We start from the raw sequence: 26,425 nt of genomic DNA, 5'->3' as shown, positions 1-26,425 counted from the left end.
AAATGATGAGTTATAGGTAAATAAATGCTGAATAAATTATGTGGTATTGCTCTAGTATTAATCGCTGGAAGCAATTTAGTTTTCGCAAACGATGCAACTAATATAAATACAGAACAACATGTTATTCAGCCTTTTACTGCAAAATATAACCTTATACGCTCAGCTGACATTGTCGGCTCTGCTTCAAGAACACTAGAATATATATCACCAGAACATGCTAAATATAGCTATAAAACAGATATTGAGTGGTTAATATTTTCAGATAACCGTCAAGAAGTCTCCTTAGTAAATATAGACCTTCATAAAGTCACTCCTGTGCAATATGACTTTCAACGAGAAGGTACAGGACCAGATAAAAGCTATGTTTGGCAATATAACATTGCTGACAACCTCGCTAAAAACCTCAAAGACAATACAGAGATAGCCGTTGATTTTCCTAGTAATATTCAAGACAAGCTCAGTTATCATTTACAAAACCGCTTAAACTTAATTCAACACCCCGAACAAAAACTTTTTGTTTACCCCGTGATCAGCCATTCAGGGAAAATAAAGAATTATGTTTATCAGTATGATGGCGAAGATGAATTAATGCTTCCCTTTGGTATGGTAAAAGCCATCCGATTGAAAAGAGAAGTCATTGAAAAGAAAAAGGTAACTTACGCATGGTTCGCTCCGGAGCTAAATTACTTACTGGTTAAAATACAACAAATAAAATCTGATGTTGAACAATTTGATGCACAACTTACTTCCCTTGAAGTGCATTAACTTCAGTACTTAACAGCTCTTGTCCTGAAGCAATAGATTCACCTAAACAAAATAAATGCCATTGCCCTTTTGTCATCTTGTGCCATGTTTCATTATTGGTTAATGGTTGCGTAGCAATCACACTGACAACATCACTTTCTGTGGTTTCTTCTGTGAAATTAATGACCACTTCTGCATCAATCAAACTCGCTTTACCAAAAGGAGCTCTTCGAGTGATCCAATGTAAGTTATTGGCACAATAAGCAAATAGATACTCGCCATTCGTAATGTTGACATTAAAAACACCCAGAGTATTTATTCTCACACTTAGCAGAGCAATATATTGAAACAATTCCACCGCTGGTGGCTCTTTATCAGCAAACTTGAAATGAAGTTGATCTAAAATCCAACAAAAAGCGTGCTCGCTGTCGGTTGCGCCAACAGGGATATGCAACTTAACTGGGAGTTCCTCTTTAACATTCTTTAACTGGCCATTATGCGCATAAGTCCAATGTCTTCCCCACATTTGACGAGTAAATGGATGCGTATTCTCCAAGGAAATCCCCCCTGAGTTAGCTTGGCGAATATGACAAATAACCGCTTCACTTTTTATTGGGTAGCTTGTCACTAATTGAGCAATAGGCGATTGCGCACTCGGTAATGGATCTTTAAAACTACGGCAACCTTTCCCTTCATAGAAAGTAATTCCCCAGCCATCTTTATGAGGCCCTGTGTTACCACCACGCTGCATTAACCCGCTAAAGCTAAAACAAATATCAGTGGGTACGTTTGCACTCATGGCCAATAGTTCACACATAAATTAATTTCCGAATAGATAATTGTGGTTATTATCCTATAAATAAGGGGACAACGATAAATATATTTGTAATTTATTGAACATAGATTTAAGCTAAAAGAATGGTCAGACCTCTTTATTTTTATCGTGAGGTTTTTATTTAAAAAAAGGAAAATTAATGGAACAATTTACTTGGTTCATTTATGCCATTATCTTAACGGGTTTTATGGCATACACCCGCGCTTCGCTCTCAACGTTTACTTTAAGTTTTGCAGCATTAATGGCGCTTGGCACTATATTTGACGCACTGTCATTTTTTAGTTGGATAATATTTGCACTTATTGCCCTTCCCCTCAATATCTCTGACTTTAGAAAGCAGTATATTAGTCAACCTCTGCTCAAAATTTTCAGATCTATTATGCCGCAAATGTCTAAAACTGAGCAAGAAGCCATAGATGCTGGTACCACTTGGTTTGAGGCTGAACTGTTTCGTGGTAATCCTGATTGGAAAAAGCTTCATAATTATGATGCACCACGTTTAAGTGTTGAAGAGCAAAGCTTTTTAAATGGTCCTGTAGAAGAAGTTTGTAAAATGACTAATGATTGGCAAACTACACATGTAGATGCTGATTTATCCCCCGAAGTTTGGCAGTTTTTAAAAGATAATAAGTTCTTTGCGATGATTATCAAAAAGAAATATGGTGGTTTAGAATTCTGCGCCTATGCACAATCTCGAGTTTTACAAAAACTATCAGGTGTCAGTGCCGTTTTAGCAAGTACTGTTGGGGTACCTAACTCTTTAGGCCCTGGTGAATTGTTACAACTGTACGGCACAAAAGAACAACAAGACTACTACCTTCCTCGTTTAGCGGTTGGTGATGAAATTCCTTGTTTTGCACTGACAAGTCCAGAAGCTGGTTCAGATGCTGGTGCGATACCAGATGAAGGTATTGTTTGTCACGGAGAATTTGAAGGTAAAGAAGTACTTGGTATGAGATTAACTTGGGACAAACGTTATATAACGTTAGCTCCTATTGCCACGGTACTTGGCTTAGCTTTTAAGCTTAAAGACCCTGATAATTTACTTGGCGATACGGTCGACTTAGGTATTACTTGTGCATTGATCCCAACAGACCTTGACGGTGTTATTTGTGGTCGTCGACATTTCCCATTAAATGTCCCTTTTCAAAATGGTCCTACTCAAGGTAACGGTGTCTTTGTCCCACTTGACTTTATTATCGGTGGCGCTGAAATGGCCGGTCAAGGCTGGCGCATGTTAATGGAGTGCTTATCTGTTGGTCGTGCTATTACACTACCGTCTAATAGCGCAGGTGGCATCAAGTCTATAGCACTTGCTACAGGTGCTTACAGCCGCATTCGTCGTCAGTTTAAATTACCGATTGGTAAAATGGAGGGCATTGAAGAACCACTTGCTCGAATTGGTGGTAATGCTTACTTAATGGATGCAGTAACAACGATGTCTACAGGAGCGATCGATTTAGGTGAGAAGCCTTCTGTTATCTCTGCAATCGCCAAATACCATTTAACTGAAAAAATGCGCGTATGTGTCAATGATGCAATGGACATTCATGGTGGTAAAGGTATTTGCATGGGTGAAGGTAATTATCTTGCTCGCGGTTATCAAGGTGCACCAATTGCAATAACCGTTGAAGGTGCAAATATTTTAACACGTAGCTTAATTATTTATGGCCAAGGAGCTATCCGTTGTCACCCTTACGTATTAGCTGAATTAGAAGCAGCAAATCAAACAGATGATGAAATCGCACTAAAAGAATTTGATTATGCCTTATTTGGCCATATCGGCTTCGCTATTAGTAATGTGGTTCGCAGCATATGGTTTTCAATAACGGGGGCACGACTACTAAGAACACCTTTTCGTGATCAAACTTCTCGCTACTATCAACTACTTACTCGCTTTAGTAGTAACTTAGCGATGTTATCAGACATCTCAATGCTAACATTGGGTGGAGACTTAAAACGAAAAGAAAGAATTTCAGCACGTTTAGGTGATGTTCTCAGCCATTTATACTTGGCTTCAGCAAGCTTAAAGCGTTACAACGACGAAGGCCGTCAGCAAGAAGACTTACCTCTACTACAATGGGCTGTTGAAGATAGCTTGTATGAAACACAACAAGCTATTGATGCGTTAATCAGTAATTTCCCCAATAAAATAGTCGCTATTTTCCTTAGAGCGATGATTTTCCCAATAGGGACATGGTTAAACAAACCCTCTGATATAACCGACCATAAAGTTGCACAAATATTGCAAACCCCCTGTAAAGCGCGTGAGCGTTTAGGACAAGGTCAATATTTAACTCGAGAGCCAGAAAATGTTTTAGGGCAACTTGAGCAAACTTTAGAAGACATTATTGCGTGTGAACCTATATTTAAAAAGGTTTGTCAGGCTATAAGCGTTGATCTACCTTTTTACAAACTTGATGAAGTTGCCCAAAAAGGCTTAGACGCTAATGCAATTAATAAAGTAGAAGCAGAGTTATTATGCAAAGCTGAATTAGGTAGAAAAGCAGCTATTGATGTTGATGATTTTGATTCAAAAGAGCTTAGAGCAAAGACGTCGAGTCTTTAAGTTATTATCATGGGTTAACCTTGATGTGACCATGATGGCCTAAATGTAGGTGATCATGATTTTTATACCGTATATATGAGCCCAATTTTCTATTGGGCTTTTTTATTAATACCCCCTACTATTTATAATTTTTCCTTTTATTCCCCCTATTGATAACCCCCATATTACGATATTCTTCGTTAGTAGATTGAATTTCCCTTAAAAATAAGTTAAATTTATGTTAATTAGAATTATACGACTTAAATAATATGTTTTTGACTAAGGAAAGCCCCACAGTAAAACGACGGAGCAAAGGTGAACAAACTCGTTTACTAATATTACAATCAGCAACTGAAGTGTTAGCAAAAAATGGCATAAAAGGTACTACACATCGTGCTATTGCTAACCATGCAAATATTCAACTCTCACTTACAACCTATTATTTTAAAGATATACAAGAATTAGTTCATCAAGCATTTACACTGTGTTCTTCACAAATAACAGCGAAAACAAGTTTAGCTTGGCAGCCCGCTATTGATTTATTATCGGGTATAAATAAAACAGCTTTACGTAAAGTAAGTGAAAAAGAAAATTTACGTGAAAGACTTTCAGATATGATCACTCAACAATTAATAAAAAGTATTATTAACTCTCCCGTAGAGCTTACTGTACAACAATTATTATTCTCTGAAGTTCAAGTTAGCCCACAATTACATGCCTTAGCTGAAATGCATCGAGAAACATTACTCGCCCCATTTATTCGCTTATGTGAATTTTTTAATGTGCGCGATGCTCAAATTGATGCTGATATTATGCTAACGGTCTTCACACAGCTCCAATATCGCAACCTAGCCATACCATCAGAAGTATTAGCATTTCAAAACATTCACGCAACGGTTATCCGGGTTATTGGCAACATAATGAACTTGAAAGGCTAAGCAATTTTTCACTTAGCGAGAAAACTCTTTGATTAGCTTTGTACAAATGTAGATATTGATGTAAATTAGTTTTATCTGGTCGTACCAATAAAACTATAAGACCCACTATCAACATTAAGGTTACCCATGGCTTACAATGCAATTATCACGAAACATCATCAGTATTTTGATACAAATATCACTCGGGATATTTCATGGCGTAAACAACAATTACAAGCAATAAAAAGACTTGTTATTGAAAATGAAGCTCAACTCTTAAAAGCGTTGCAAGAGGACCTGGCAAAACCGACACTCGAAGCATGGATCACTGAAATATCGTATGTAACGAGTGATGTTGATCACGTCTGCAAGCACCTCAATAGTTGGGCAAAACCCACACGTGTCAGTACACCTATAGTTGCACAACCTGGTAAGTCTTTTATTAAACCAGAGCCACAAGGTACAGTATTAATTATTGGCGCATGGAATTATCCCCTTCAATTAGTGCTTGCTCCTTTAATTGCTGTTATTGCTGCCGGTAATTGTGCAGTGCTTAAACCGTCAGAACTTGCTCCTGCCATGGCTGCACTTATTAGCAAGCTCGTTCCTCAATATTTAGACAATAAGGCAGTCAGTGTGGTTGAAGGAGGTGTAACAGAAACAACCGAACTACTCACCTTATCTTTTGATCACATTATGTATACTGGTAATGGTCAAGTTGCTCGTATTGTGATGGCAGCTGCAGCAAAAAACTTAACGCCTGTAACATTAGAGCTTGGCGGAAAAAGCCCCGTTTATGTCGACGAAAGTGCCGATTTAAAAATAACAGCACAACGCATAGCTTGGGGTAAATGGATGAATGCAGGACAAACCTGTATTGCTCCTGATTATTTATTAGTAAAAGAAAGTCTGCTTGAACCGTTAACACTTGCCTTAAAAGAACAAATAATATCAATGTTTGGTGAAAACCCTAAAACCAGCAAAAGTTATGGCCGCATTATTAATCAACGTCATTGCCAGCGTATTGCTTCTTACTTCACTGATGGCGAAGTAATTGCGGGTGGTGAAAGCGACATTGAAAGTTGCTACATAGCACCAACCATCATTATTAACCCATCTTTAGATAGTCCTTTAATGACAGAAGAGATATTTGGCGCTATTTTACCTATCGTCACTATTGCCGATTTTGATGAAGCCAAATCATTTGTTAAACAACGTGAAAAACCGCTTTCTGCTTATATTTTCAGCCGTAACAATGATCAAATAGAGCAATGGATAAATGAAATAAGTTCAGGTAGTCAGTGTATTAATGATGTCATTATGTTCAATGCAGTACCTGACTTACCCTTTGGTGGTACTGGCCCTAGCGGCATAGGACAATACAGTGGTAAAGCAGGGTTTGATAACTTTAGTCATTTAAAATCGGTGCTAAAAAGACCGTTTCTAAAAGATTTACCAGTACGTTTTGCCCCTTATTCCCAATGGAAACTTAAATTTTTGCGTTTTATCCGATAAAGATCCATCTTAATATTTCCTCGGAGAATGATGTTGCCAAAAAATTGATAAATTTTTATTGCTAGCCTAGGAGATATTTATATTTCATCCAAAAGATAAAAACCTTTTACAGAATACTGTAAAAGGTTTTTTATTGACTATATGATCAAAAGCTAAGTTTTACAAAAACGATAATAACTCTTCATCTAATTGCATTAACGTTTTAGGATCAGCCATCATTGTTACAGATAATGATTTAGTTCTTGGTAACATACGTTCAAAGTAAAACTCTGCCGTTTTAATTTTTGCACGGTAGAAGTCTCTATTTTCAACATCTGTAGCGAGCTTTTCATAAGCCGCTTGCGCCATTTGAGCCCAGAAGTATGCCATTACAACGTAACCAGAAAACATTAAGTAATCAACCGATGCAGAGCCTATCACGTCACGGTTTTTCTTTGCCTTAATGGCTAAACTTACGGTGTTTTTCTGCCAGCTAGCGACAGCTTTACTCAATGGCCAAATAAACTTATTCATTTGACGCTTATGAGGGTTACTCGAAATCATACTCTTGTCTTTACAAAAGCTTAGAATTTCCATAGTAAAATGTTTTAAATACTTACCACGATTCAATAATATTTTACGACCAAGCAAATCAAGCGCCTGAATACCCGTTGTTCCTTCATATAAAGTAGAAATACGCGTATCACGAACAATTTGCTCCATGCCCCACTCTTTAATGTAGCCATGTCCGCCAAATATTTGTAAACCATGATTAGCACTTTCAGAACCTAATTCTGTTAAAAATGCTTTTAAAATTGGCGTAATAAAACCTAAGCGATTATCTGCTTTTCGGCGTTGCTTATCATCTTTTAACATTTGAATGTCATCAACCAACTTCGCCGTATAATAAATCATTGCACGGCCACCTTCAGTGATCGCTTTTTGAGTCATTAACATTTTACGAACATCAGGGTGAACAATAATAGGGTCAGCAACTAGATCAGGGTTCTTAGTACCGGTTAATGAACGCATAGACAAACGTTCTTTTGCGTAAATCAAAGAGTTTTGGTATGCAAGTTCAGCCGCACAAATACCTTGTAACGCTGTACCAACTCGTGCTGTATTCATAAAGGTAAACATACATAGTAAACCTTTATTTTCTTCACCTATGAGAACACCTTTCGCGTTATCAAAGTTTAAGACAGCAGTAGCTGAACCTTTAATACCCATTTTTTCTTCAATTGAACCACAGACAACATTATTACTTTCACCAACATTACCCTGCTCATCAACCTGCATTTTAGGTACGATAAACAATGAGATACCACGAGTACCTTTCGGTGCATTAGGTAATCTTGCTAAAACAATATGAACTATATTTTCAGTTAAGTCGTGTTCACCCGCTGAAATAAATATTTTGGTGCCAGTGATGTTAAACGTACCATCATCGTTTGGCTCAGCTTTGGTTTTTACTTGGCCTAAATCTGTACCACATTGTGGTTCAGTTAAACACATAGTGCCTGTCCAAGTACCTTCGGTAAGTTTAGTTAAATATATTTCTTTCTGTTGTTTTGTACCATGAAGTTGCACGGTATCCATTGCACCATGGCTTAAACCAGGATACATAGCCCACGACCAGTTTGCCGTGCCCATCATCTCTGACTTTACCATGCCTAAAGAAGCAGGAAGGCCTTGTCCGCCATGTTCAATGGGATGAGACAAACTCTGCCATCCACCTTCAACATATTTCTTATAAGCTTCTTTAAAGCCTTTAGGTGTCGTTACTTTACCATTATCAAAAGTACAACCTTCTTTGTCGCCACTTTGATTAATAGGTAACAATTCATTTTCACAGAATTTTGCACACTCTTGGAATATCGCATCAACCAAGTCAGGTGTCGCTTCTTCAAATTCTGGATACTGCTTATAGTGGTCATAATAATTAAAGACATCTTCAAATAAAAATTTCATGTCTGTGAGCGGTGCTTTATAACTGAGCATGTATCTCTCCAATGCTTTTTAAACTATTTATTTAACTTCTTTCGAATATAACAGAAAAACAACTGGTCATACCACTGTTTTTTTACTAATAAATACTTATATATTAAGAAATAGGGCTTAAGTGTAGAAGATAACGGAATTTATTGAACAGAATAACGTAAGAAAATTAGTTTTGAAGTTTTGAAGTTTTGAAGTTTTGAAGTTTTAAAGTTTTAAAGTTTTAAAGTTTTTTCTGCATATAAGAGATATACAGAATGTGAAAAACAATGTTGGCGGAGTGGACGGGACTCGAACCCGCGACCCCCGGCGTGACAGGCCGGTATTCTAACCAACTGAACTACCACTCCGCTGTATTGTTTTCTTTAAGTTTACTACTGTAAGTAGACAGGACTCAAAACCCGCGATAACAACTGAACCACAACTGGGTTATATTGCCACCTAAATTTTTATACGGAACTTTAACCGTTAAACAATGTTGGCGGAGTGGACGGGACTCGAACCCGCGACCCCCGGCGTGACAGGCCGGTATTCTAACCAACTGAACTACCACTCCGCTATATTGCTTACTTTGAGATTAACTGCCGTGCCATAAAGACTAAGCATACGGGACTCAAACCGCCTTACTATTTTTGATACTTATTAATAAAAGATGTCACGCCTTTTAAAAATAATACAATCAAAATATAACTTAAAACAATGTTGGCGGAGTGGACGGGACTCGAACCCGCGACCCCCGGCGTGACAGGCCGGTATTCTAACCAACTGAACTACCACTCCGCTATATTGTTTTTAAACGTTTAGTAAAACTAGGTGCTTAACCTTGATTAGTTGGCGGAGTGGACGGGACTCGAACCCGCGACCCCCGGCGTGACAGGCCGGTATTCTAACCAACTGAACTACCACTCCGCTGCATAATCACTGCATTCGTCAACAAGTCGTTGAATGCGGCGGAGATAATACGGTTAAGATGGAGAGCAGTCAACCACTTTTTTAATATAATTAACCGTATGCACGTTTGATGAACAATACGCGGGAATTACATTCAAAAACCACTGTATTTATTTAACTATCCACCGTTATTTCTGCTTTTTACGACGAGATACAAAATAAAATAACAACGCAATTAAGACAATTCCTACGTTTGCAACGCCAATTATTATATAAGTTTGCTGTTCTTTTTCTTTTGCTGCCATTTTTTGCGCTTTTTTTGCTTCTTCTAATTCAATCGCTAATTTTTTTGCATTCTCTTCTGCCTGTTTAATTTTATCAGTGATAACGCCGTCACCAGTTTCTAAGCTAGCGGAAGTAACTTCACCATTAATGTCGAGCGTTGGCATTAACAAACCACTCTTACTTTCTGCATTAAACGTAAACTCAGGCAACACCAAACGAAATTCACGTCCATTAATAGTTTTACCAAAAACATTCACCGCTATACGGTGAACACCCGATTCTGTATAAGCAATCTCATAAACACGAGAGGTGCCTTTACCTTCCATAAGAGAAAACGGATCGACTTGGCGGTCAGGAAAAGTAACTTTCCCTTGAAACAACACACTGTCAGGGTCAACAAAGGTAGGGTCAATAGTAAAAGTAACGTTATGTGACTTCCCTACTTCACCAGCGGTGTCGACAGATATTTTAATGGGGGTCTTTTGCAATATGATCGGTTTTTGTCGTAACTCTCTTGTTGCCATCGGCATTTCAACATAATAAATAGGTAGCCATTCACCGGGAGCAAAATCAAGTTCAAATTCCCCAGTAAACACACCATCATTAGCATATTCATCTAAATCACGACCATCATCACGAAACTGGGCTATTTTAATGGGCTCAGCGCCAAAATTATCAAACGCCGAATTATTGGTACTAAAAAAATCGACATTTAGATTAAGTACATCACGAAATAATGGGTCATCAATAGCCTGTTCGCCATTATAAAGGTGTCCTTCAACTTTCAACGTTTCCCCCGAAAGTATTACTTCAGGTAAAGGGTCAACTTTAATGGTGACCTCAGTAACGACCATAATATGACTGCCAGGTAAAATATCGCCAATCGCTTGCCAAGGACCCGGCATAGGATTTTTAATTGTTATTAAATCAAAGGTGCGATCGTCAAACCAAGTAATTTTATCTTTAGGTAAATTATTAATTTTAATTTTTGTACCATCAGGTCGCACCAGAATAATCGGTGGCGTACCACTGCGTCGATAAAAAAGAAGTGTTATTTCCTCAAGCAACGCATCTATTTTAAAGCGATTGTCAAAATAAGGAATTTGATTAGTAATGTTATCTGACTTGTAATAATCCACCTGGGTTTGTTGTCCATAACTTTTTACAGACATGAAAATACAAACGATGGATATGAATATGAAAAGTTTATTTTGACCTATTTGGGCCATATCGGTTCGCTCCCTTTATTAGCAACTACCGCTAATCTTTCATCATGCTTAATGAGTTCATCGGCAGAAGCTTGAATAACCTTTAATTTTGTTCTCTGTGAAGATAAACGCCGAATGGCATTACTGTCCTCACCCGACTCACTTCCTGCTGATAAGTTCAAGACAGACTGCTTACGCGTCATCTCTATATAAACAAAAGCTAAAAGCTGAGCATCAACTAATGCGCCGTGATAAGTGCGGTCAACTAATTTATCAACACGATAAAAGCGCGCTAAATAATCAAGTGTTTTTGGTGAGCCAAATTCATCTTTAGAGACATGTAAGGTATCTATGACTGTACACATGTCGCGTGTATTAGGGATGTTGCGCTTAAGTAAAGCAAATTCATTATCCATAAAGCCAATATCGAACTTAGCATTATGAATAACAAGGCGAGCACCTTTAATAAATTCAATAAACTCATCAGCAACTTGCGTAAACAAAGGTTTATCACGAAGAAAATCATTGGTTAACCCGTGAATATTAATAACTTCCTGTTCCATTTCAAACAAGGGATTAATATAAACATGAAAGCTGCGGCCAGTTAACTGACGGTTGATCATTTCAACACAGCCTACTTCAACAATTCGGTGCCCTTCCCTTGGATTAATACCTGTAGTTTCGGTATCAAGAATGATTAATCGTTCATCAGGTTGTACGTCTTGTTCAATACTCATGGTAATTTAATAACCTTTTTTTTCTTTTCGGGAAGTGGCTCAGGGAATTCAGCGATATTAATCATAAATTTTTTACTACTATTTAATATGATTATAAGTCCTCCAACAATAATAGCCTGAGTAATTAACCAGGTTAGCGACAATAAATGCCAATAAAAGAAAGCCACTAAGCAGATAATCAAATCAAACAGTAAGGCTAGAGTGAGAATACCTTTAACATGCAGCCAAGAACGTTTAACCCAGCTCTTCGCTTTAGGTCTACGTAAGCTCAACACAATAACAATAAAGATCCCTAAAGCACCAGAGCCTAAACTTAGGTAAAATAATGAAGTCTCGGGGTATATCCATTGGATAATACCCACACGGTCTTTCATATTGGTTACCGACATCAACCAAACGACATAACCGCGTAAAATAAAAATCAAAGAGAGATACACCCACTTCGATATTTTTAAACAATCATAGTGGTCAAAATCTTGTACCGAATAAGCAGAGTAGTTATGTCTATTCATTAATACTTTAACCGAGATTTTTTCGTTTGCTCTATCCTTAGATATTCTTGACCGGAGGTGATCGCCTTTACCGCTCTAGATCTAAATTCACGGTCATATAATGTAAATACAACAAATAAACTGGCGAAAATAAATAAAATGGGATGAAAAAACCAACACATCGCTGCAATAGAAAAATAATAAGAGCGCAAACCATAATTATAGGAGTGTGCAGCTTGGTCTTGAACAATCGCCATTTCTTTGGCATAGGCACGTAAGTTTTCATCCATACCCGACTTATCATAAGGCGCAGCGCCAATCATGACATTTAAGAAGCCATACTGACGCATCGACCAGGTAAATTGGAAAAATGACATAATAAAGATAAAAGCTAAAACACCTAATTTTAATTGTATTGCCGCATGATTTGGAAAATCAGCTAATGGAATTGAGCCAATAACTGCTTCTAATCGTTCAACTTGTGCAAATAAGGTTAACACCCCCGCTAAAACAAGTAAGGTTGTTGAGGCAAAAAAAGCAATATTTCGCTCTAAATTTGCTAGTAATGCAGCGTCGCCAACACGAATATCACGAGTCATTAACTCATTCATCCAATGAATTCTGTGTTGATGTAAACATCGAGCGATGCAATTAGTGTTTTTTGCTTTAATACGAGCAAACCAAGTGTAACCAATCCAACAGGTTACGAAGCATAGAAAAGCAAGAATATCGAGTAGAGTAAATGGCATAATAGTTAGAATATAAATAACGGTATTTCTATTATGCAGCAGAATTTTTATAGATTCGAGCTAAATTTACGCGCATTTAACTATACAAAAGATGTTAGAAAAAACCATTAATCTTATTCCTTACCCCAGTTATCGTAATTCCTTTGACACAAAGTGTAACTTTCTTCACCATCGCCCTTAAATCTATAGCCTAAGTTTATGTTCAAAATTGCGAAAATAAACTAAAGGCAAACACTTTCACCTTGGAGTAACAATGTTTACTGTCAAATTCAGCCATATTTTGACTATTTCCGCTTTACTATTCTCTTTTCCTTTTAAAGCTGATGCACAACAGCCAAGTGAGATCCCACGCATTTCAGGAAAAATAACGATAGATGCTAAATTGGATGAAAAACAATGGCGTCATGCAAAAAAAATATTAATCAATAATATTACGCGTCCTTTCGACAATATTCCCAGCCATGTTCATACAGAAGCACTACTGATGGAAGATGGTGGTACATTTTATATCGCCTTTATTGCTGAAGACCCTGATCCAAGCCAAATTAGAGCGTTTTACCGTGATAGAGATAAATCATGGGGTGATGATATTGTCGGTATAAAAATTGATACTTATAACGACCAACGGTCAGCTTATCGTTTTTTAGTTAACCCATTAGGTTCGCAAATAGACGGTATTGAAAATGAAATAACAAAAAATGAAAGTGACTCATGGGATGGCATTTGGGACAGTGCCGGAAAAATTAATGACAAGGGCTACATTGTAGAGATGGCTTTACCCCTTCGAATGCTCAACTTTACTGAGAAATCATCGCTTCAAGACTGGGGCATTGAGTTAATGCGTTTTTACCCCAGAAACGAATTTTTTCGTTTATCCAATATCAGACTCGAGCGAGATAATGATTGTGAATTATGTCAGCTTCATACCGTTGAAGGTTTTACTGGCGCAAAACAAGGGGATAATTTAACGGTCATACCATCATTAGTCACCGGCATTAATGAAGACAGAGATGACAATGACGATTGGCAGCGCGAAAACAATACTGAGGCGAGCTTAGATATTCGTTGGGGCATAACCCCTGACTGGTTGTTAAATGCCACCATCAACCCAGATTTCTCAACGGTTGAAACTGACAATGCTCAGTTAAACATTAATAACAATTTTGCACTTTTCACCCAAGAAAAAAGACCCTTCTTTTTAGATAATGCTGATTACTTTGACTCTAATTATAATTTGATTTATACACGAAATATTAATGCACCTAACTATGGTGCGAAATTAACAGGTCGAGAAAATAATCATTCCTTTGGTTTATTTATTACCGATGACGACAGTACCAACATTTTGATCCCCGGTAACCGAGGGTCTTCTATTGCAAGTATTGACGGAGAATCAAAGGCCAGTGCATTTCGCTATCGCTACAGCTTCAATGAAGATATTACCATGGGAACAGTAAGCACCATACGTACCGCTGAAGATTACCAGAATATTGTTCACAGTGTAGGTACGCGTATAAGAGTTTCAACGGCTGATGTATTTGAGTTTCAAACACTTTATTCAACGACTGAATACCCAGACGATTTATTTGAACAGTTTTGTAATGCCGATGATTCCGATGACTCAAGCGAGTCAAACAATTGCCATGCACCACCAGAAAACATTGACTGCGGCTATGGCCATTGTGATTATAATGAGCAAGTTTTACGAACCTTAAAAAAAGATAAGTTTAGTGGTAATGCCTTTAAAACCAGTTATTCTCACAATGACCAAGATTGGTATTACCGAGTGAAATACGATAAACAAAATGCAGGTTTTCGTGGTGATTTAGGTTTTATTCCTAATGTTGACTACAACCGTTTCTCTATTGGCGGTGACCGAAAATGGTACGCAAAACCAGGGAATTGGTGGACAAAATTTAAAATATATTCTGATTGGGATATCATTCACAATGACAACAACGAGTTAATAGAAAAAGAATTTGATATTAATGCTCAACTCAATTCAACGATGAACTCATACTTCCGCTTTTCCTATTCAAACCGTGACTTAGTGGGTTTAAGAGAAGATAAAAGTATTTTAGCAATTGATGGCAACACCACGCTATTTACAGAAAATCAATTTTCACTTTTTGGTGAATTTAAGCCAATGCTAGGTTTGTATGTTAACAGTAACTTTAAATACGGCGATGCGATTGATTATAGAAACAATCGTCTTGGCCGAACCAAGCAGTGGAGCTCAAAAGTAAGTTGGAACGTCGATAAGCATTTAGAATTAAACATCAAACATACGTTTAACCAACTAAATGCTGAAGGTGCTAATGTTTTTAATGCACGATTAACTGACTTTAGAGCAACTTATCAATTTGATGTATTAAGTTTTATACGTTTCAGTTTTATTTATAATAATACCAACAGAAATATTAACAATTATACTTACACTGACCCTGAAGACATCACAGAAAGTCGGAAAAACGTCTCTACTGAATTGTTGTACGCATACAAACTGAACCCACAAACAGTATTTTATTTAGGCTACGCTGATAGACATTATACAGAAGAAAGTTTTGGCGATTTAAATCAGAATAAACGTAATTTATTTATGAAATTTAGCTATGCTTGGATGAAGTAAAAATAAAGAATTTATCTGTTACGATTTACTAAAAGTCGCCATTTGGCGACTTTTTTATGATGAGTTAACCATGCAACTAAAATAACTAATGATTGTTTTAATTGCTTTTTTTTGACACAATTTGTCCAAAATGACTATATAAAAATAATAAAAAATATTTCTGGAGAAAAAATGTTGTTGTTAAGAAGTAGCTACAAAGCCGTAGTAGCTAGTGTATTCTTACTGTTTTCACAAAATAGTTTTGCTGAACAAAACACCAAAGAACAGAGTACAAAAGAACAAACAATCAATAAAATCGCTCATTTATCGATACCTCATGCTAAAAAAGAAGTCGTTATTGATGGTGAAATCAGCGATGAAGAATGGTCACAAGCATTATCTATTGAGCTAAATATTGTTAACGACCCTTGGAATAACAAGCCCAGCCCAGTAAAAACAACCGCAAAAATTTTTGAAGATGGCGACACTATTTATATCTCTTTTGTTGCCCAAGATCCCAATCCTGAAGAAATCATTGCCTATTTAGGTGACAGAGATACCCGACTTGAAGACGATGTTGTGGGTATAAAACTTGATACCTATAATAACAGACGCTTAAGTTATGAATTATTTGTCAATCCTTACGGCGCACAAATTGACAGAATAAAGAATGAACTAACCGGAGATGTAAATTCAGCCTGGAATGGCATGTGGCAATCGTTTGGCAAAAGAACACCTACCGGCTATCAAGTAGAGATGGCTGTGCCCTACCACACGCTAAACTTTGCCGACACCGGTGAAGAAAAAACATGGGCCATTGAATTTATTCGTCTCTACCCTCGAGATTCTCGACTGCGTATATCTCATATTCCGCTTGACCGAGACAACGATTGTTGGTTGTGCCAAATTCCAGAGGCAAAAGGCTTCAAGGATGCAAAAACCGGTAATAACGTTATGATCACACCGGCTGTCGTGGCAAGTAAAAATGATACCCGTGATATTTACGACGCACAAGATGAATGGCATAGCGATAACGACACCGAAGCTGGGGTAGATGTACGCTGGGGTATTAATGCTAATACTCTGTTAAACGTAACAGTAAGCCCTGATTTTTCTACCGTTGAGTCTGATGTTGGTCAACTGAGCGTCAATAAAACCTATTCTTTATTTTATCAAGAAGCTCGCCCTTTCTTTGTTGAAAACTCAGATTATTTTTCTTCAAATTTCAATTTAGTTTATACCCGTAATATTGCTGACCCTGATTATGGTGCAAAACTTACGGGCACTAATGATAATCACACCTATGGTGCATTTATAAGTCATGACACTGAAACTAATTTTATTGTGCCAGGTAATACGGGTTCAAGTTTAAAATCGTTAAATGAAGAAAGTCACTCGGGTGCTTTTAAATACCGTTACGACTTTTCAGAAGACTTCTCTTTAGGTGCAATAAGTACACTGCGAAAGTCAGATAATTATCAAAATACGGTTGCGGGTATCAATACTAAATATAGAATGGATGATTCAAACGCTGTTCTTGCACAAGTTGTTCATTCAAACAGTGATGATTCAATAAAACAGTCTGATGATCTCTCTGATCAAGCGATGAAAGTAAGTTTTGAACATGACTCTGAATATTGGTCGGTAAATGCTGAGCATCAACAAATAGGTAAAGATTTTCGTGCCGATTTAGGTTTTATGACAAAAGCTGATTATCAAGATGAAAGAGTCTTAGTTGACCGATACTTTTATGGTGATGCTGATAGCCTTTGGCAAGATGCAAAATTGTCGGGACAATGGCAAATTAAACACAATGAGAATGGTGAATTGCTGGAAAAAAGCCTAGCGTCAAGTTTTACTATTTACGGTCCTAAACTTTCAGCATTCGATATTATGCTTACCTATGCTGATAAAATAGGGTTACGAAAAAATAAATTAGACGATGCTATTGATGGTAATACCGACCGTTTTACCGAAAAGCTTGTCACTATGTTTGGTTATATAAAACCAACACGATACTTATATGGTGAACTCAGTTTTACTTTTGGCGAAAAAATAGATTACCTAAATAACCGTCTAGCCGACTATAGAGAGTTTTATGCCAATACTCGTCTTAACCCTACGAGTCATTTGGAAGTCGACTTTTCATATACCTATGAAACCCTCGATGCTGACGGTGGTAAAGTCTATGATGCCAGTTTAGTTGAGTTAAGAGTCTCGTATCAATTTGACGTAAACAGCTACCTTAAATTAAATGTTGTCTACTCAGATGTTGATCAAAACCTTGCTAATAATGTTTCTGCTTATTCTAGAATCAATAGCGACTTATCAACACAGTTAATTTATAGCTATAAGCTCAACCCACAAACGGTATTTTTCTTAGGGTACTCTGATAACAGTTATCAAGATGATGATTTAACTGACTTAAGACGTGGCGAACGTACTTTGTTTACAAAAGTTAGCTACGCTTGGATGCCTTAGGCATTTTAATAATGGGATAAAACTCAGTTAGATACTCGATTATCCAACTGAGTTTCACCCAGGAACTTTTGTCGACGCCCTCCTATAAGTTTGTAAAAACTAAAAATGTTTTTGCTAACCTTTCATTACAAATGCTATAACGTTGAAAAGTTACTCAAAAAACTTTTAGCCCTTTATCTTCCCTCAGCCATATTTTGTAATAATAACAAGCGTTGCTGTTCCTGCTTAGAAGGTTGATAAGGTCTATGGCTTAAACTAGCAACTGCAAAATCTTTTATTACATACTCTTTAAGTAAACTATCTCCATATTTTGCTGGTGTACCCGGCGCAGGCGACATTAACTCAATAGAAAAAGTAGATAAATAAAAGGGCGCTTTCCGCCCTTGCAATACTGATTGGTGAGCTTTTAAATAAAGACTAGTATTGCCTTTATCGAGTTTTTCTTTACTCACCAGATGTGCAATGGGTTGGTCATTAGCATCAAACAAATTTGCTCGTATTCGATAAAGCCCCTGCTCTCTGGTTTTTAGGTGAGCTTTTATCACCATATCAGCCTTATCATGAAAGGCAGAATCAAAACCTTCTAATGTGGCAACGGAGTCAACATATTTAAGCGCCAGCGTAATATTGATGTTCTTACCGTTAATGTGTGCTTTTATTGATGCTTGCAATTGGCTAGGAAGATTTCTTTGACCTTCAAATTGTGTCTGCCAGTTTTCTTCACTCTGTTCAAATTTACGGGTCAATAATAATTCCCCGGTTTCAATATCAACAAGCTGAAGCTCCGCATGAGTAATATTTTCTCCCGTTAGCGTCGCAAAAACAGCTTCAGGATAAGTGTAACGATACTTTGATAGTGCAGCAGACACCTTGGTACCATCGTCGTCAACGAGCATCGATTGAGGGTTAAAAAAGTTAGGGTTCAAACGATCAAAATCTTTATCTGTTAACGGTTGAGAGTATGGTGGAAAGACTAATTCGCCAGCATACGCTTTAGCAACTAAAAGAGCAGAGTCATTTGAAGTAATTTTTTTGGGCTTACCCGTCACTGAAACAGGCTGAACCACTTTTTTTTGTGGTGGGTTTATTGTTTTTATGGTGGTTTTTTTTGTTAACCTTTCGTTAGCTGTCGATAATTGTTTAGGTGCGATTGATGGCCAAAAAAGCCAAACAACTATTGCAGTAATGCTAATAGCCACCATTTTCTTTAAAAAGGAATGTTTTTTCATAACTCGTTTATTTTCCTGCTTAGGTGCTATTGATTTTTCTCAGTTAATTTAGAAAAATCAACAGCCCTTTCTCTATTATTTAATTAGGAATCGCGTCATAAATTAGCGTTGACATACTGTCATCATTTGAGTTTTGTACGTAAAGGTAATTACTTTTCCAAAGCCACCAACCCGTAGTTTTTGTGTAAGTATCAAAATGGATACTTTCTCCTGACAACATATTATTTTGGTTACTTGCTGCCGTCACTTTCCCTTCCTGACTTGGCTCAAGTAATGAACCATGGCTATAAGCTTCTCCCATAAGCATTGGATAATGGTATGGCATAAAACCTGAAACAGCATTGCCTTGATTTTCAATTTTACCGTTAAACGCGACGCTGCCACTACAGCTGCCATATCTTCCTTGGCGATTACCGCCGCACGATGAATGCGAACCAACAACGCCATCATCATGACCTTGAATAAAGGGGCTAGTAACGCCTAAATATTCACTTGCATCGCCAACAAAACGTAGACGAGGGATCCTCGCATCCGGTAACGGTGCAAGTTGCCTCGCATTATTGACTTTTAAATCATTGAGCACACCCATTTCATCGCCAAGATCTCCGCCAAGCCATGCTTCTAATGCCGCTTCGATTATAAAAGACCAGCTTTCTGTTGCTTGTGCAACACTTACCGCTAGATCCGCAAGCTCACTGCCACCACCAGCGCCAGCAATATCGAATGTTGCCACTATATTTAGAGGTGCTAAACCCGCATTTTCCAGCCAAGTTTCTTGGTTATCTATAATATACCGTGCGACTAAATCGCCGGTAGAGTGAGTCACAAAGATACAACCTGGGGAGCAAAAGTTACTTTCAGAAAACGACTTTAACTTTGGCCAAACATAGTCCGTCGCTATTTTTCCCTCTATTCGCTCGTAAGAAGGCCAATCAATACGAGCATCACTTAGGTTATCCCAATAACCTTGCCAATATTGTTGACCACTCTCGGTAACATCTCCATCAACGATAAGTTGTTGTGGTTGAAAACCATGGATAAGCACTATTTTATATTCTTTACTATATGATGCTGATGAGCTGAGTGCTAAGTAGACACCTGCAACAGCTGTTATACTTTTGATTATATTCATTATTTCCCCAATATCTTTTATAATTATTTTTGTTACGTCTTATTTTTATGGTTGAACGTTAACTGATCGGACGTTCGACCAGTTAAAAATATAATAGAGGAGTGACTATTTATTATCCAATCACCTTTTATTTATAACGGTGATAATGAAAATAAACAAAAAACATAATCTTATTGCTTATACTGTTAAAGCAACATTAACAGTCATCTCGCCTTTTATAAGATAAAGAAAATAAACAAATTTGTCTTTAATGAGATGATAATCAGATCAATATAAAACCTAATTCAACTAAATAAGCATTTCTTTATTCTTTTTTTGTATATAAGTTAACAAAATATCACTTCTTTTATTTCTATAAAGCGCTAACCTTGTTCTACTAAAGTAAATAAAGCTTATTCAAGGATATAAGATGACCACAATATTTGAAGATAACTCAACCTCTATTGGCAATACGCCCCTCGTAAGACTAAACCGTGTCACTAAAGGTAATGTTTTTGCTAAAATAGAATCAAGAAATCCTAGTGCGAGTATTAAGTGTCGCATTGGCGCAAATATGATCTGGGATGCCGAGAAAAAAGGATTATTAACGCCTGGTAAAGAAATTGTTGAGCCTACCAGTGGTAACACCGGCATAGCACTTGCGTTTGTTGCCGCCGCTCGTGGCTACGCCATCACGTTAACTATGCCACATACCATGAGTTTAGAGCGCAGAAAATTATTAGCCGCTTTAGGGGCAAAGCTTGAATTGACTGATGGTGCTAAAGGCATGAATGGTGCTATTGCTAAAGCTCAAGCAATTAAAGACTCAGATCCAGATAAGTACGTTTTATTGGGGCAATTCGAAAACCCTGCTAACCCAGAAATTCACGAAAAAACAACGGGTCCAGAAATCTGGGAAGCGACAGACGGTAACATCGACATATTTGTTGCTGGTGTTGGTACTGGTGGAACAATTACGGGTGTTAGTCGTTACATTAAAAATACCGCAGGAAAAAACATCATGTCTGTTGCGGTAGAGCCAACTGACTCTCCTGTTATTAGTCAAAAAATGGCCGGTGAAGAACTAACGCCAGGACCACACAAGATTCAAGGAATCGGTGCAGGTTTTATCCCAGGAAACCTAGACTTAAGCATGATTGATGCTGTTGAAAAAGTAACGAATGACGAAGCAATGGCAATGTGTCACCGCCTGATGAAAGAAGAAGGTATTCTTGCTGGTATCTCTTCTGGTGCTGCCGTTGTTGCTGCGAAACGTTTAGCTGAAAAACCAGAAAACGAAGGAAAAAATATTGTTGTTATTTTAGCAAGCTCTGCAGAGCGTTACCTGTCAAGCGCACTTTTTAGCGATGAATTCACTGATAAAGAACTTTTACAATAGCGTTAAAATTTAACGATAAAAAAAGACGCTTAGGCGTCTTTTTTTAAATGATTTTTATTTCAGATTTTGTTAATAAAATCAGCAATGCTAGCATGAATTAACTCACTGTGACTTACCGGCCCCATGTGTCCTGTTGGAAAGCTTTTATGCATCACATTAGGTAAACTAGCCGTAATTTTATTTGCCAATAATAAGCTTAATTCTGGGCTTTTTTCACCTGTCATCATTAGCGATTTGCATGTAATACGGTTTAGGTCTTTTAATGAGTATTTTTCTGAGGTTAATCCTTTAAAGTCTAAGCTTACTTTAGGCATATCTCTTGCCATTAAATCTTGCATCTTTTGTGGTAAAGCCCTAAAAAATCCAGCTTTGTTCCAAAAATTAGTAAATATCTCTGCCGCTTGATAACTGTCGCCAATAGCAACCTTACGAGCAAAGTTATCAGCTAACAATCTAGCTTCACTTCCTTGTTCTAGTAAATGAAAAGCGACCGGCTCATATAAAGATAGGCTCAATATTTTTTCTGGATTTTCAACAGCTAATTTTAACGCAATAGCGCCTCCGCAAGAATGGCCCACTAAATGAAAGGATTGATTTGGAGCGACATTCGCCAGAATTTTTTCAATACGATCAATTTCAATATCAAAATTATAATGTAGTTCATCTGCAACTTTATCTGCCTTCCCGTAACCGAGAATATCGATGTTAATTACTAAATAGTTAACATCAAGTAGCTTAACCAACGGCTGCCATTGTCTGGCTGAACTTAGCGAACTGTGAAGAAGTACAACAGGTGTTCCCTGCCCTGAAGTATAGACGCCTGTCGGCAAGTTATTTATCGTCATTACTGCTATTTTCTTTGGAATAATAAAGCATTATCAGCCTAATCTAACAAATGTCAAAATAAAGTGACGATTCGCCCTCCTCACGAAGACTTCAATATGTACGGCTATAAATGTTTACAAAGTAAAAAAATAAAACTTAACAATTTTGCTGACATTAAATTATTTAATGTGATAAAAAAAGGTCAACTCAAAATCTCACTATTACTAATGAAACTCAGTTTTCAAAAAATAGTGTGATAAAACAATTAAAATAAAAAGAGTCTTCATGGATATAAATCTTCAAGGTAAAAGCGCATTAGTCTGTGGTTCAAGTCAAGGTATTGGCAAGGCTTGTGCTATAGAGCTTGCTAATCTAGGCGCAAGTGTCACGCTATTTTCACGTAATCAAACAGCACTTGAACAAGTAAAAGCTGAACTCAATACTGAACAGGGTCAAAAGCATCAAGTGTTAGTGGCTGACTTCTCGAACACAGAACAAGTCAAAGAAGTGATTAATGATCATGTAAACTCTTTAGGTGGTTATGAAATATTAATCAATAATACCGGAGGCCCTGCACCTGGGCCGGCGAATGCAGCGAGTGTTGATGAATTTATTAACGCCTTTAATTTACACTTGGTATCGAACCATCATTTAGTGCAAGCGCTTATCCCTCATATGAAAGAAAAGCAATATGGCCGTATCATCAATGTTATTTCAACCTCAGTTAAACAACCCCTTAATGGCTTAGGTGTCTCTAATACGATTCGTGGCGCCGTTGCAAGTTGGGCAAAAACCTTAGCGAACGAATTAGGCGAGTTTGGTATTACCGTTAATAACGTATTACCAGGTGCAACAGCAACCGCACGTTTAGACGCGATAATTTCGGGTAAAGCGAAGAAGCAGAATATTTCAATTGAACAAGCCACACTTAATGAGAAAGCAATAATTCCTATGCGCCGTTTTGCTAAGCCAGAAGAGTTTGCAGCGGCCGCTGCTTTTCTAGCCTCTCCTGCAGCAGGTTACATCACCGGTATTAATTTACCCGTTGATGGCGGTAGAACCGCTTGTTTATAAACGTCCTTTAAATAAACGTCTAGAGGAATAAACAATGACGACTGCAAATAATATCATTGATAATTTCATTGATGGCGAATATCAAGCGCCCATCAATAATAACTATTTGGACAACATCGAACCCGCAACGGGTTTGGTTTATGGCAAAATACCCAGCAGTGATGGTGCTGATGTTGAACAAGCGGTAACTGCGGCTGAACAGGCACTTCCTGCTTGGCGCGCTTTGGACTTAGAGCAACGGGCTAATTACTTAATTGCTATTGCGCAAGAAATTGAACACCAGCTTGACCCATTGGCACTTGCCGAAGCAATTGACAATGGTAAACCGGTTTCTTTAGCGAGAATGGTAGATATTCCACGTGCGGCAAGTAACTTTAAATTCTTTGCTCATGCCTGTTCGCAATTCGCTAGTGAATCTCATGCGATTGCTCATACGGCAATCAATTACACCTTGCGCCAACCTGTTGGTATTGTCGGCTGTATTTCCCCTTGGAATTTACCGCTGTATTTATTTACTTGGAAAATAGCACCAGCACTTGCTGCAGGTAATTGCGTGATTGCTAAACCCTCTGAAATAACCCCAAAAACGGCAGCGATGCTCGGCGCTATTTGTCAAAAAATAGGTTTGCCTAAAGGTGTTTTAAATATATTACATGGAACAGGTGCAAGTGTTGGCGCTGCAATATGTAACCATCCAAAAGTGAAAGCTATTTCATTTACTGGCGGCTCTGCAACAGGTGCGGCAATAGCGACACAGCTTGCACCAAAATTTAAAAAGCTATCTTTAGAGCTTGGCGGGAAAAATCCAGCTTTAATTTTTGATGACTGTGATTTTGAAAATACCGTTGAAGAAGTTTTCCGCGCCAGCTTTGCCAACCAAGGTCAAATTTGTTTATGTGCTTCACGTTTATATATCCAGCGGGGCATATATGAGAAATTCAAAGCCGCATTAGTTGCAAAAGCACAAGCGCTTGTGCCACAAGACCCTTTACTTAATGAAACAAAAATGGGCGCGATTGTCTCCAAAACTCACTTGGAAAAAGTACTTGGCTATATTGATTTATCAAAAAAAGAAGGTGGTACTATTTTAGCGGGCGGTAAGCAAGTGCTATTGTCTGGTCGCTGTGAACAAGGTTATTTTTTACAACCCACTATCATTGAAGGCTTAAGTAATGATGCGAGTTGCAACCAGCAAGAGATATTTGGCCCTGTTATTACCTTACAAATATTTGATACTGACGAACAAGCACTGGCACTTGCCAACGAAAGCCAATATGGCTTAGCGGCGACTATTTGGACGCAAAACATTAATAGAGCACATCAACTCGCTGAACAAATAAATACTGGTATTGTGTGGATAAATTGTTGGTTACTGCGTGATTTACGAACGCCTTTTGGTGGTATGAATCATTCAGGTGTTGGCCGAGAAGGTGGTTTAGAAGCCATGCGATTTTTTACTGAACCCAAAAATGTATGCATAAAATACTCATAGGCTCAAACTAAACAATGAACCAAATTTGTCATAAATTTAAATCTTCAGGAGCAATATTTGCCAGCGTATTAGGCTGTAAATGGACGCTTATTTAACCTGCTTTCTCAGGAGTACTTTAGGGGTGGGGGCGAGAATTTCGAAATCCCCTACTCAGTCGTACTCAAGTCTACATGCAATTGAAATAAATGAAGAACAAAGGTCTTTGATTGATTTTTGTCTACACTTACAACCATAAAAATATATTAATTACATCAGGATCCCTTATGAGCGATGTTAAAATTAAAACGTCTTTGAACCCGAAAATAATCAACGCGGAACAAGCCCCAAAACCGGTAGGTTTATACCCTCACGCCCGACAAGTAGGCGATTTATTATTTCTTTCTGGTGTTGGCCCAAGAAAAGCCGGTTGCAAAGATATCCCAGGGGTTGAACTTGACGAGCAAGGTAAAATTAAAAGTTACGATATTGAAGCGCAATGCCATAGTGTCTTCACCAATATTCGCTTAATTCTTGAAGCGTCAAATGCAAACTGGATGGACTTGGTTGATGTCACCGTATTCTTAACCAATATGAATGACGACTTTGCCACCTACAATCGTATTTACGCAGAATACTTTGCTGATAACCAACCTTGTCGCACCACGGTTGAAATTAACAAATTACCAACGCCCATAGCCATTGAACTTAAATGTATCGCTGCGTTGAATCAACATAAAAAGCCTGATACTAAAACGACGGGGGAATAGTCATGTCAATGCTAAAAAACAGCATCGCTATGCCTTTTAATTTACATGCTTGGATTGATGAACATCGCCATTTACTTAAACCTCCAGTTTGTAATAAACAAATTTTTGAACAAGACAATTTTATTGTGATGATTGTCGGCGGCCCTAATAATCGTAACGATTATCACTATAACGAAACCCCTGAATTGTTTTATCAAATTGAAGGCGAAATGGTACTTTCAGTTATTGATGGTTCGGTTGAAAAGAATGATCATCATGATCCCGAAAATTTTCAGGATATAAAAATTAACGCTGGCGAGATATTCTTACTGCCTCCAAAAATGTTGCATTCCCCACAACGCTTTGCAAACAGCGTAGGTTTAGTGGTTGAACAAAAGCGAGCAAATAATCAAAAAGATGCACTTTATTGGTTTTGTCCTGACTGCAAAAAACAACTCTACACAGAAGCTTTTTGTCTCGACAATATAGAAACAGACTTACCTAAAGTATTCACCCATTTTTATGACACACCTGAAAATTGCACTTGTCAGCAATGTGGCACAACAGTGACGAAGGGATAAGTT

20 protein-coding genes and 4 tRNA genes are annotated in these 26,425 nt (G+C 37.7%); 11 read left to right on the top strand and 13 right to left on the bottom strand.

Annotated elements, in window-relative coordinates; all coding sequences use genetic code 11:
- Positions 1-24: 24 nt before the first annotated feature.
- Entirely contained in the window at positions 25-765 is a 741-nt protein-coding gene (locus H4J39_RS18385) for a DUF3108 domain-containing protein (protein ID WP_182229775.1), read from the top strand.
- On the opposite strand, the gene H4J39_RS18380 is transcribed toward H4J39_RS18385, so the two are convergent.
- A complete protein-coding gene (locus tag H4J39_RS18380; RefSeq protein WP_182229774.1) occupies positions 743-1,561 on the bottom strand; it encodes a class II glutamine amidotransferase in 819 nt (272 codons plus the stop codon). The two genes, H4J39_RS18385 and H4J39_RS18380, sit on opposite strands and share 23 nt — an antisense overlap.
- 157 nt (positions 1,562-1,718) lie before the next feature.
- On the opposite strand from H4J39_RS18380, the gene fadE reads away from it, so the two are divergent.
- The 3 genes from fadE (at position 1,719) to H4J39_RS18365 (ending at position 6,559) form a co-directional block, all read left to right on the top strand.
- A complete protein-coding gene (gene fadE, locus H4J39_RS18375) occupies positions 1,719-4,148 on the top strand; it encodes an acyl-CoA dehydrogenase FadE (RefSeq protein WP_182229773.1) in 2,430 nt (809 codons plus the stop codon).
- A gap of 248 nt (positions 4,149-4,396) precedes the next feature.
- On the top strand, positions 4,397-5,065 hold the full coding sequence (locus H4J39_RS18370) for a TetR/AcrR family transcriptional regulator (protein ID WP_182229772.1): 669 nt from the start codon (positions 4,397-4,399) through the stop codon (positions 5,063-5,065).
- A gap of 126 nt (positions 5,066-5,191) precedes the next feature.
- Complete coding sequence (locus tag H4J39_RS18365; RefSeq protein ID WP_182229771.1) at positions 5,192-6,559, top strand: aldehyde dehydrogenase family protein; 1,368 nt, start codon at positions 5,192-5,194, stop codon at positions 6,557-6,559.
- Positions 6,560-6,718: 159 nt separating this feature from the next.
- Here the strand turns inward: H4J39_RS18365 and H4J39_RS18360 are convergent, their stop codons facing one another.
- The 9 genes from H4J39_RS18360 to H4J39_RS18320 form a co-directional block, all read right to left on the bottom strand.
- Positions 6,719-8,539, bottom strand: a complete 1,821-nt coding sequence (locus tag H4J39_RS18360; protein ID WP_182229770.1) for an acyl-CoA dehydrogenase C-terminal domain-containing protein — start codon at positions 8,537-8,539, stop codon at positions 6,719-6,721.
- Positions 8,540-8,809: 270 nt separating this feature from the next.
- A tRNA-Asp gene (locus tag H4J39_RS18355) sits at positions 8,810-8,886 on the bottom strand.
- Between the two features lie 129 nt (positions 8,887-9,015).
- Positions 9,016-9,092: transfer RNA gene (locus H4J39_RS18350), tRNA-Asp, on the bottom strand.
- A 147-nt stretch (positions 9,093-9,239) separates the two neighbouring features.
- Positions 9,240-9,316: transfer RNA gene (locus H4J39_RS18345), tRNA-Asp, on the bottom strand.
- A gap of 52 nt (positions 9,317-9,368) precedes the next feature.
- Positions 9,369-9,445 (bottom strand) — tRNA-Asp (locus H4J39_RS18340).
- Between the two features lie 170 nt (positions 9,446-9,615).
- Complete coding sequence (locus H4J39_RS18335; protein WP_182229769.1) at positions 9,616-10,884, bottom strand: TIGR03503 family protein; 1,269 nt, start codon at positions 10,882-10,884, stop codon at positions 9,616-9,618.
- A 44-nt stretch (positions 10,885-10,928) separates the two neighbouring features.
- A complete protein-coding gene (dnaQ, locus tag H4J39_RS18330; RefSeq protein WP_182229768.1) occupies positions 10,929-11,657 on the bottom strand; it encodes a DNA polymerase III subunit epsilon in 729 nt (242 codons plus the stop codon).
- Entirely contained in the window at positions 11,654-12,169 is a 516-nt protein-coding gene (locus H4J39_RS18325; RefSeq protein WP_182229767.1) for a DUF2919 family protein, read from the bottom strand. The genes dnaQ and H4J39_RS18325 overlap by 4 nt, the downstream gene beginning before the upstream one ends.
- Positions 12,169-12,897, bottom strand: coding sequence for a DUF599 domain-containing protein (locus H4J39_RS18320; RefSeq protein ID WP_182229766.1), 729 nt, complete (start codon positions 12,895-12,897; stop codon positions 12,169-12,171). The genes H4J39_RS18325 and H4J39_RS18320 overlap by 1 nt, the downstream gene beginning before the upstream one ends.
- A 253-nt stretch (positions 12,898-13,150) precedes the next feature.
- On the opposite strand from H4J39_RS18320, the gene H4J39_RS18315 reads away from it, so the two are divergent.
- Both H4J39_RS18315 and H4J39_RS18310 read left to right on the top strand, forming a co-directional pair.
- On the top strand, positions 13,151-15,526 hold the full coding sequence (locus H4J39_RS18315; protein WP_182229765.1) for a carbohydrate binding family 9 domain-containing protein: 2,376 nt from the start codon (positions 13,151-13,153) through the stop codon (positions 15,524-15,526).
- Between the two features lie 171 nt (positions 15,527-15,697).
- Complete coding sequence (locus H4J39_RS18310) at positions 15,698-17,986, top strand: carbohydrate binding family 9 domain-containing protein (protein ID WP_182229764.1); 2,289 nt, start codon at positions 15,698-15,700, stop codon at positions 17,984-17,986.
- Positions 17,987-18,159: 173 nt separating this feature from the next.
- Here the strand turns inward: H4J39_RS18310 and H4J39_RS18305 are convergent, their stop codons facing one another.
- Positions 18,160-19,215 (bottom strand): hypothetical protein, encoded by a 1,056-nt coding sequence (locus H4J39_RS18305; RefSeq protein WP_182229763.1) that lies wholly within the window; start codon positions 19,213-19,215, stop codon positions 18,160-18,162.
- A 79-nt stretch (positions 19,216-19,294) separates the two neighbouring features.
- Positions 19,295-20,347, bottom strand: a complete 1,053-nt coding sequence (locus H4J39_RS18300) for a hypothetical protein (RefSeq protein ID WP_182229762.1) — start codon at positions 20,345-20,347, stop codon at positions 19,295-19,297.
- A 409-nt stretch (positions 20,348-20,756) separates the two neighbouring features.
- Here H4J39_RS18300 and cysK point away from each other — a divergent pair, with 409 nt between their 5' ends.
- A complete protein-coding gene (gene cysK / locus H4J39_RS18295; protein ID WP_182229761.1) occupies positions 20,757-21,725 on the top strand; it encodes a cysteine synthase A in 969 nt (322 codons plus the stop codon).
- A gap of 59 nt (positions 21,726-21,784) precedes the next feature.
- Here the strand turns inward: cysK and H4J39_RS18290 are convergent, their stop codons facing one another.
- Positions 21,785-22,570, bottom strand: coding sequence for an alpha/beta fold hydrolase (locus H4J39_RS18290; RefSeq protein WP_182229760.1), 786 nt, complete (start codon positions 22,568-22,570; stop codon positions 21,785-21,787).
- Between the two features lie 265 nt (positions 22,571-22,835).
- On the opposite strand from H4J39_RS18290, the gene H4J39_RS18285 reads away from it, so the two are divergent.
- From H4J39_RS18285 to H4J39_RS18270, 4 genes are all read left to right on the top strand, one after another.
- Complete coding sequence (locus H4J39_RS18285; RefSeq protein WP_182229759.1) at positions 22,836-23,624, top strand: SDR family oxidoreductase; 789 nt, start codon at positions 22,836-22,838, stop codon at positions 23,622-23,624.
- Positions 23,625-23,658: 34 nt separating this feature from the next.
- The gene (locus H4J39_RS18280; RefSeq protein WP_182229758.1) at positions 23,659-25,116 is read left to right on the top strand and encodes an aldehyde dehydrogenase; all 1,458 of its coding nucleotides are present in this window, start codon (positions 23,659-23,661) and stop codon (positions 25,114-25,116) included.
- Positions 25,117-25,379: 263 nt separating this feature from the next.
- Complete coding sequence (locus tag H4J39_RS18275; RefSeq protein WP_182229757.1) at positions 25,380-25,862, top strand: RidA family protein; 483 nt, start codon at positions 25,380-25,382, stop codon at positions 25,860-25,862.
- A gap of 2 nt (positions 25,863-25,864) precedes the next feature.
- Positions 25,865-26,422 carry a 3-hydroxyanthranilate 3,4-dioxygenase gene (locus H4J39_RS18270; RefSeq protein WP_220462254.1) on the top strand — a complete coding sequence of 186 codons (558 nt, stop codon included), beginning with the start codon at positions 25,865-25,867 and terminating at the stop codon, positions 26,420-26,422.
- The last annotated feature ends 3 nt before the right edge of the window (positions 26,423-26,425 follow it).

It is taken from the genome of Colwellia sp. Bg11-12, assembly GCF_014076955.1.
Classification (GTDB): domain Bacteria; phylum Pseudomonadota; class Gammaproteobacteria; order Enterobacterales; family Alteromonadaceae; genus Colwellia_A.
This window is presented reverse-complemented; position numbering and strand designations above follow the sequence as displayed.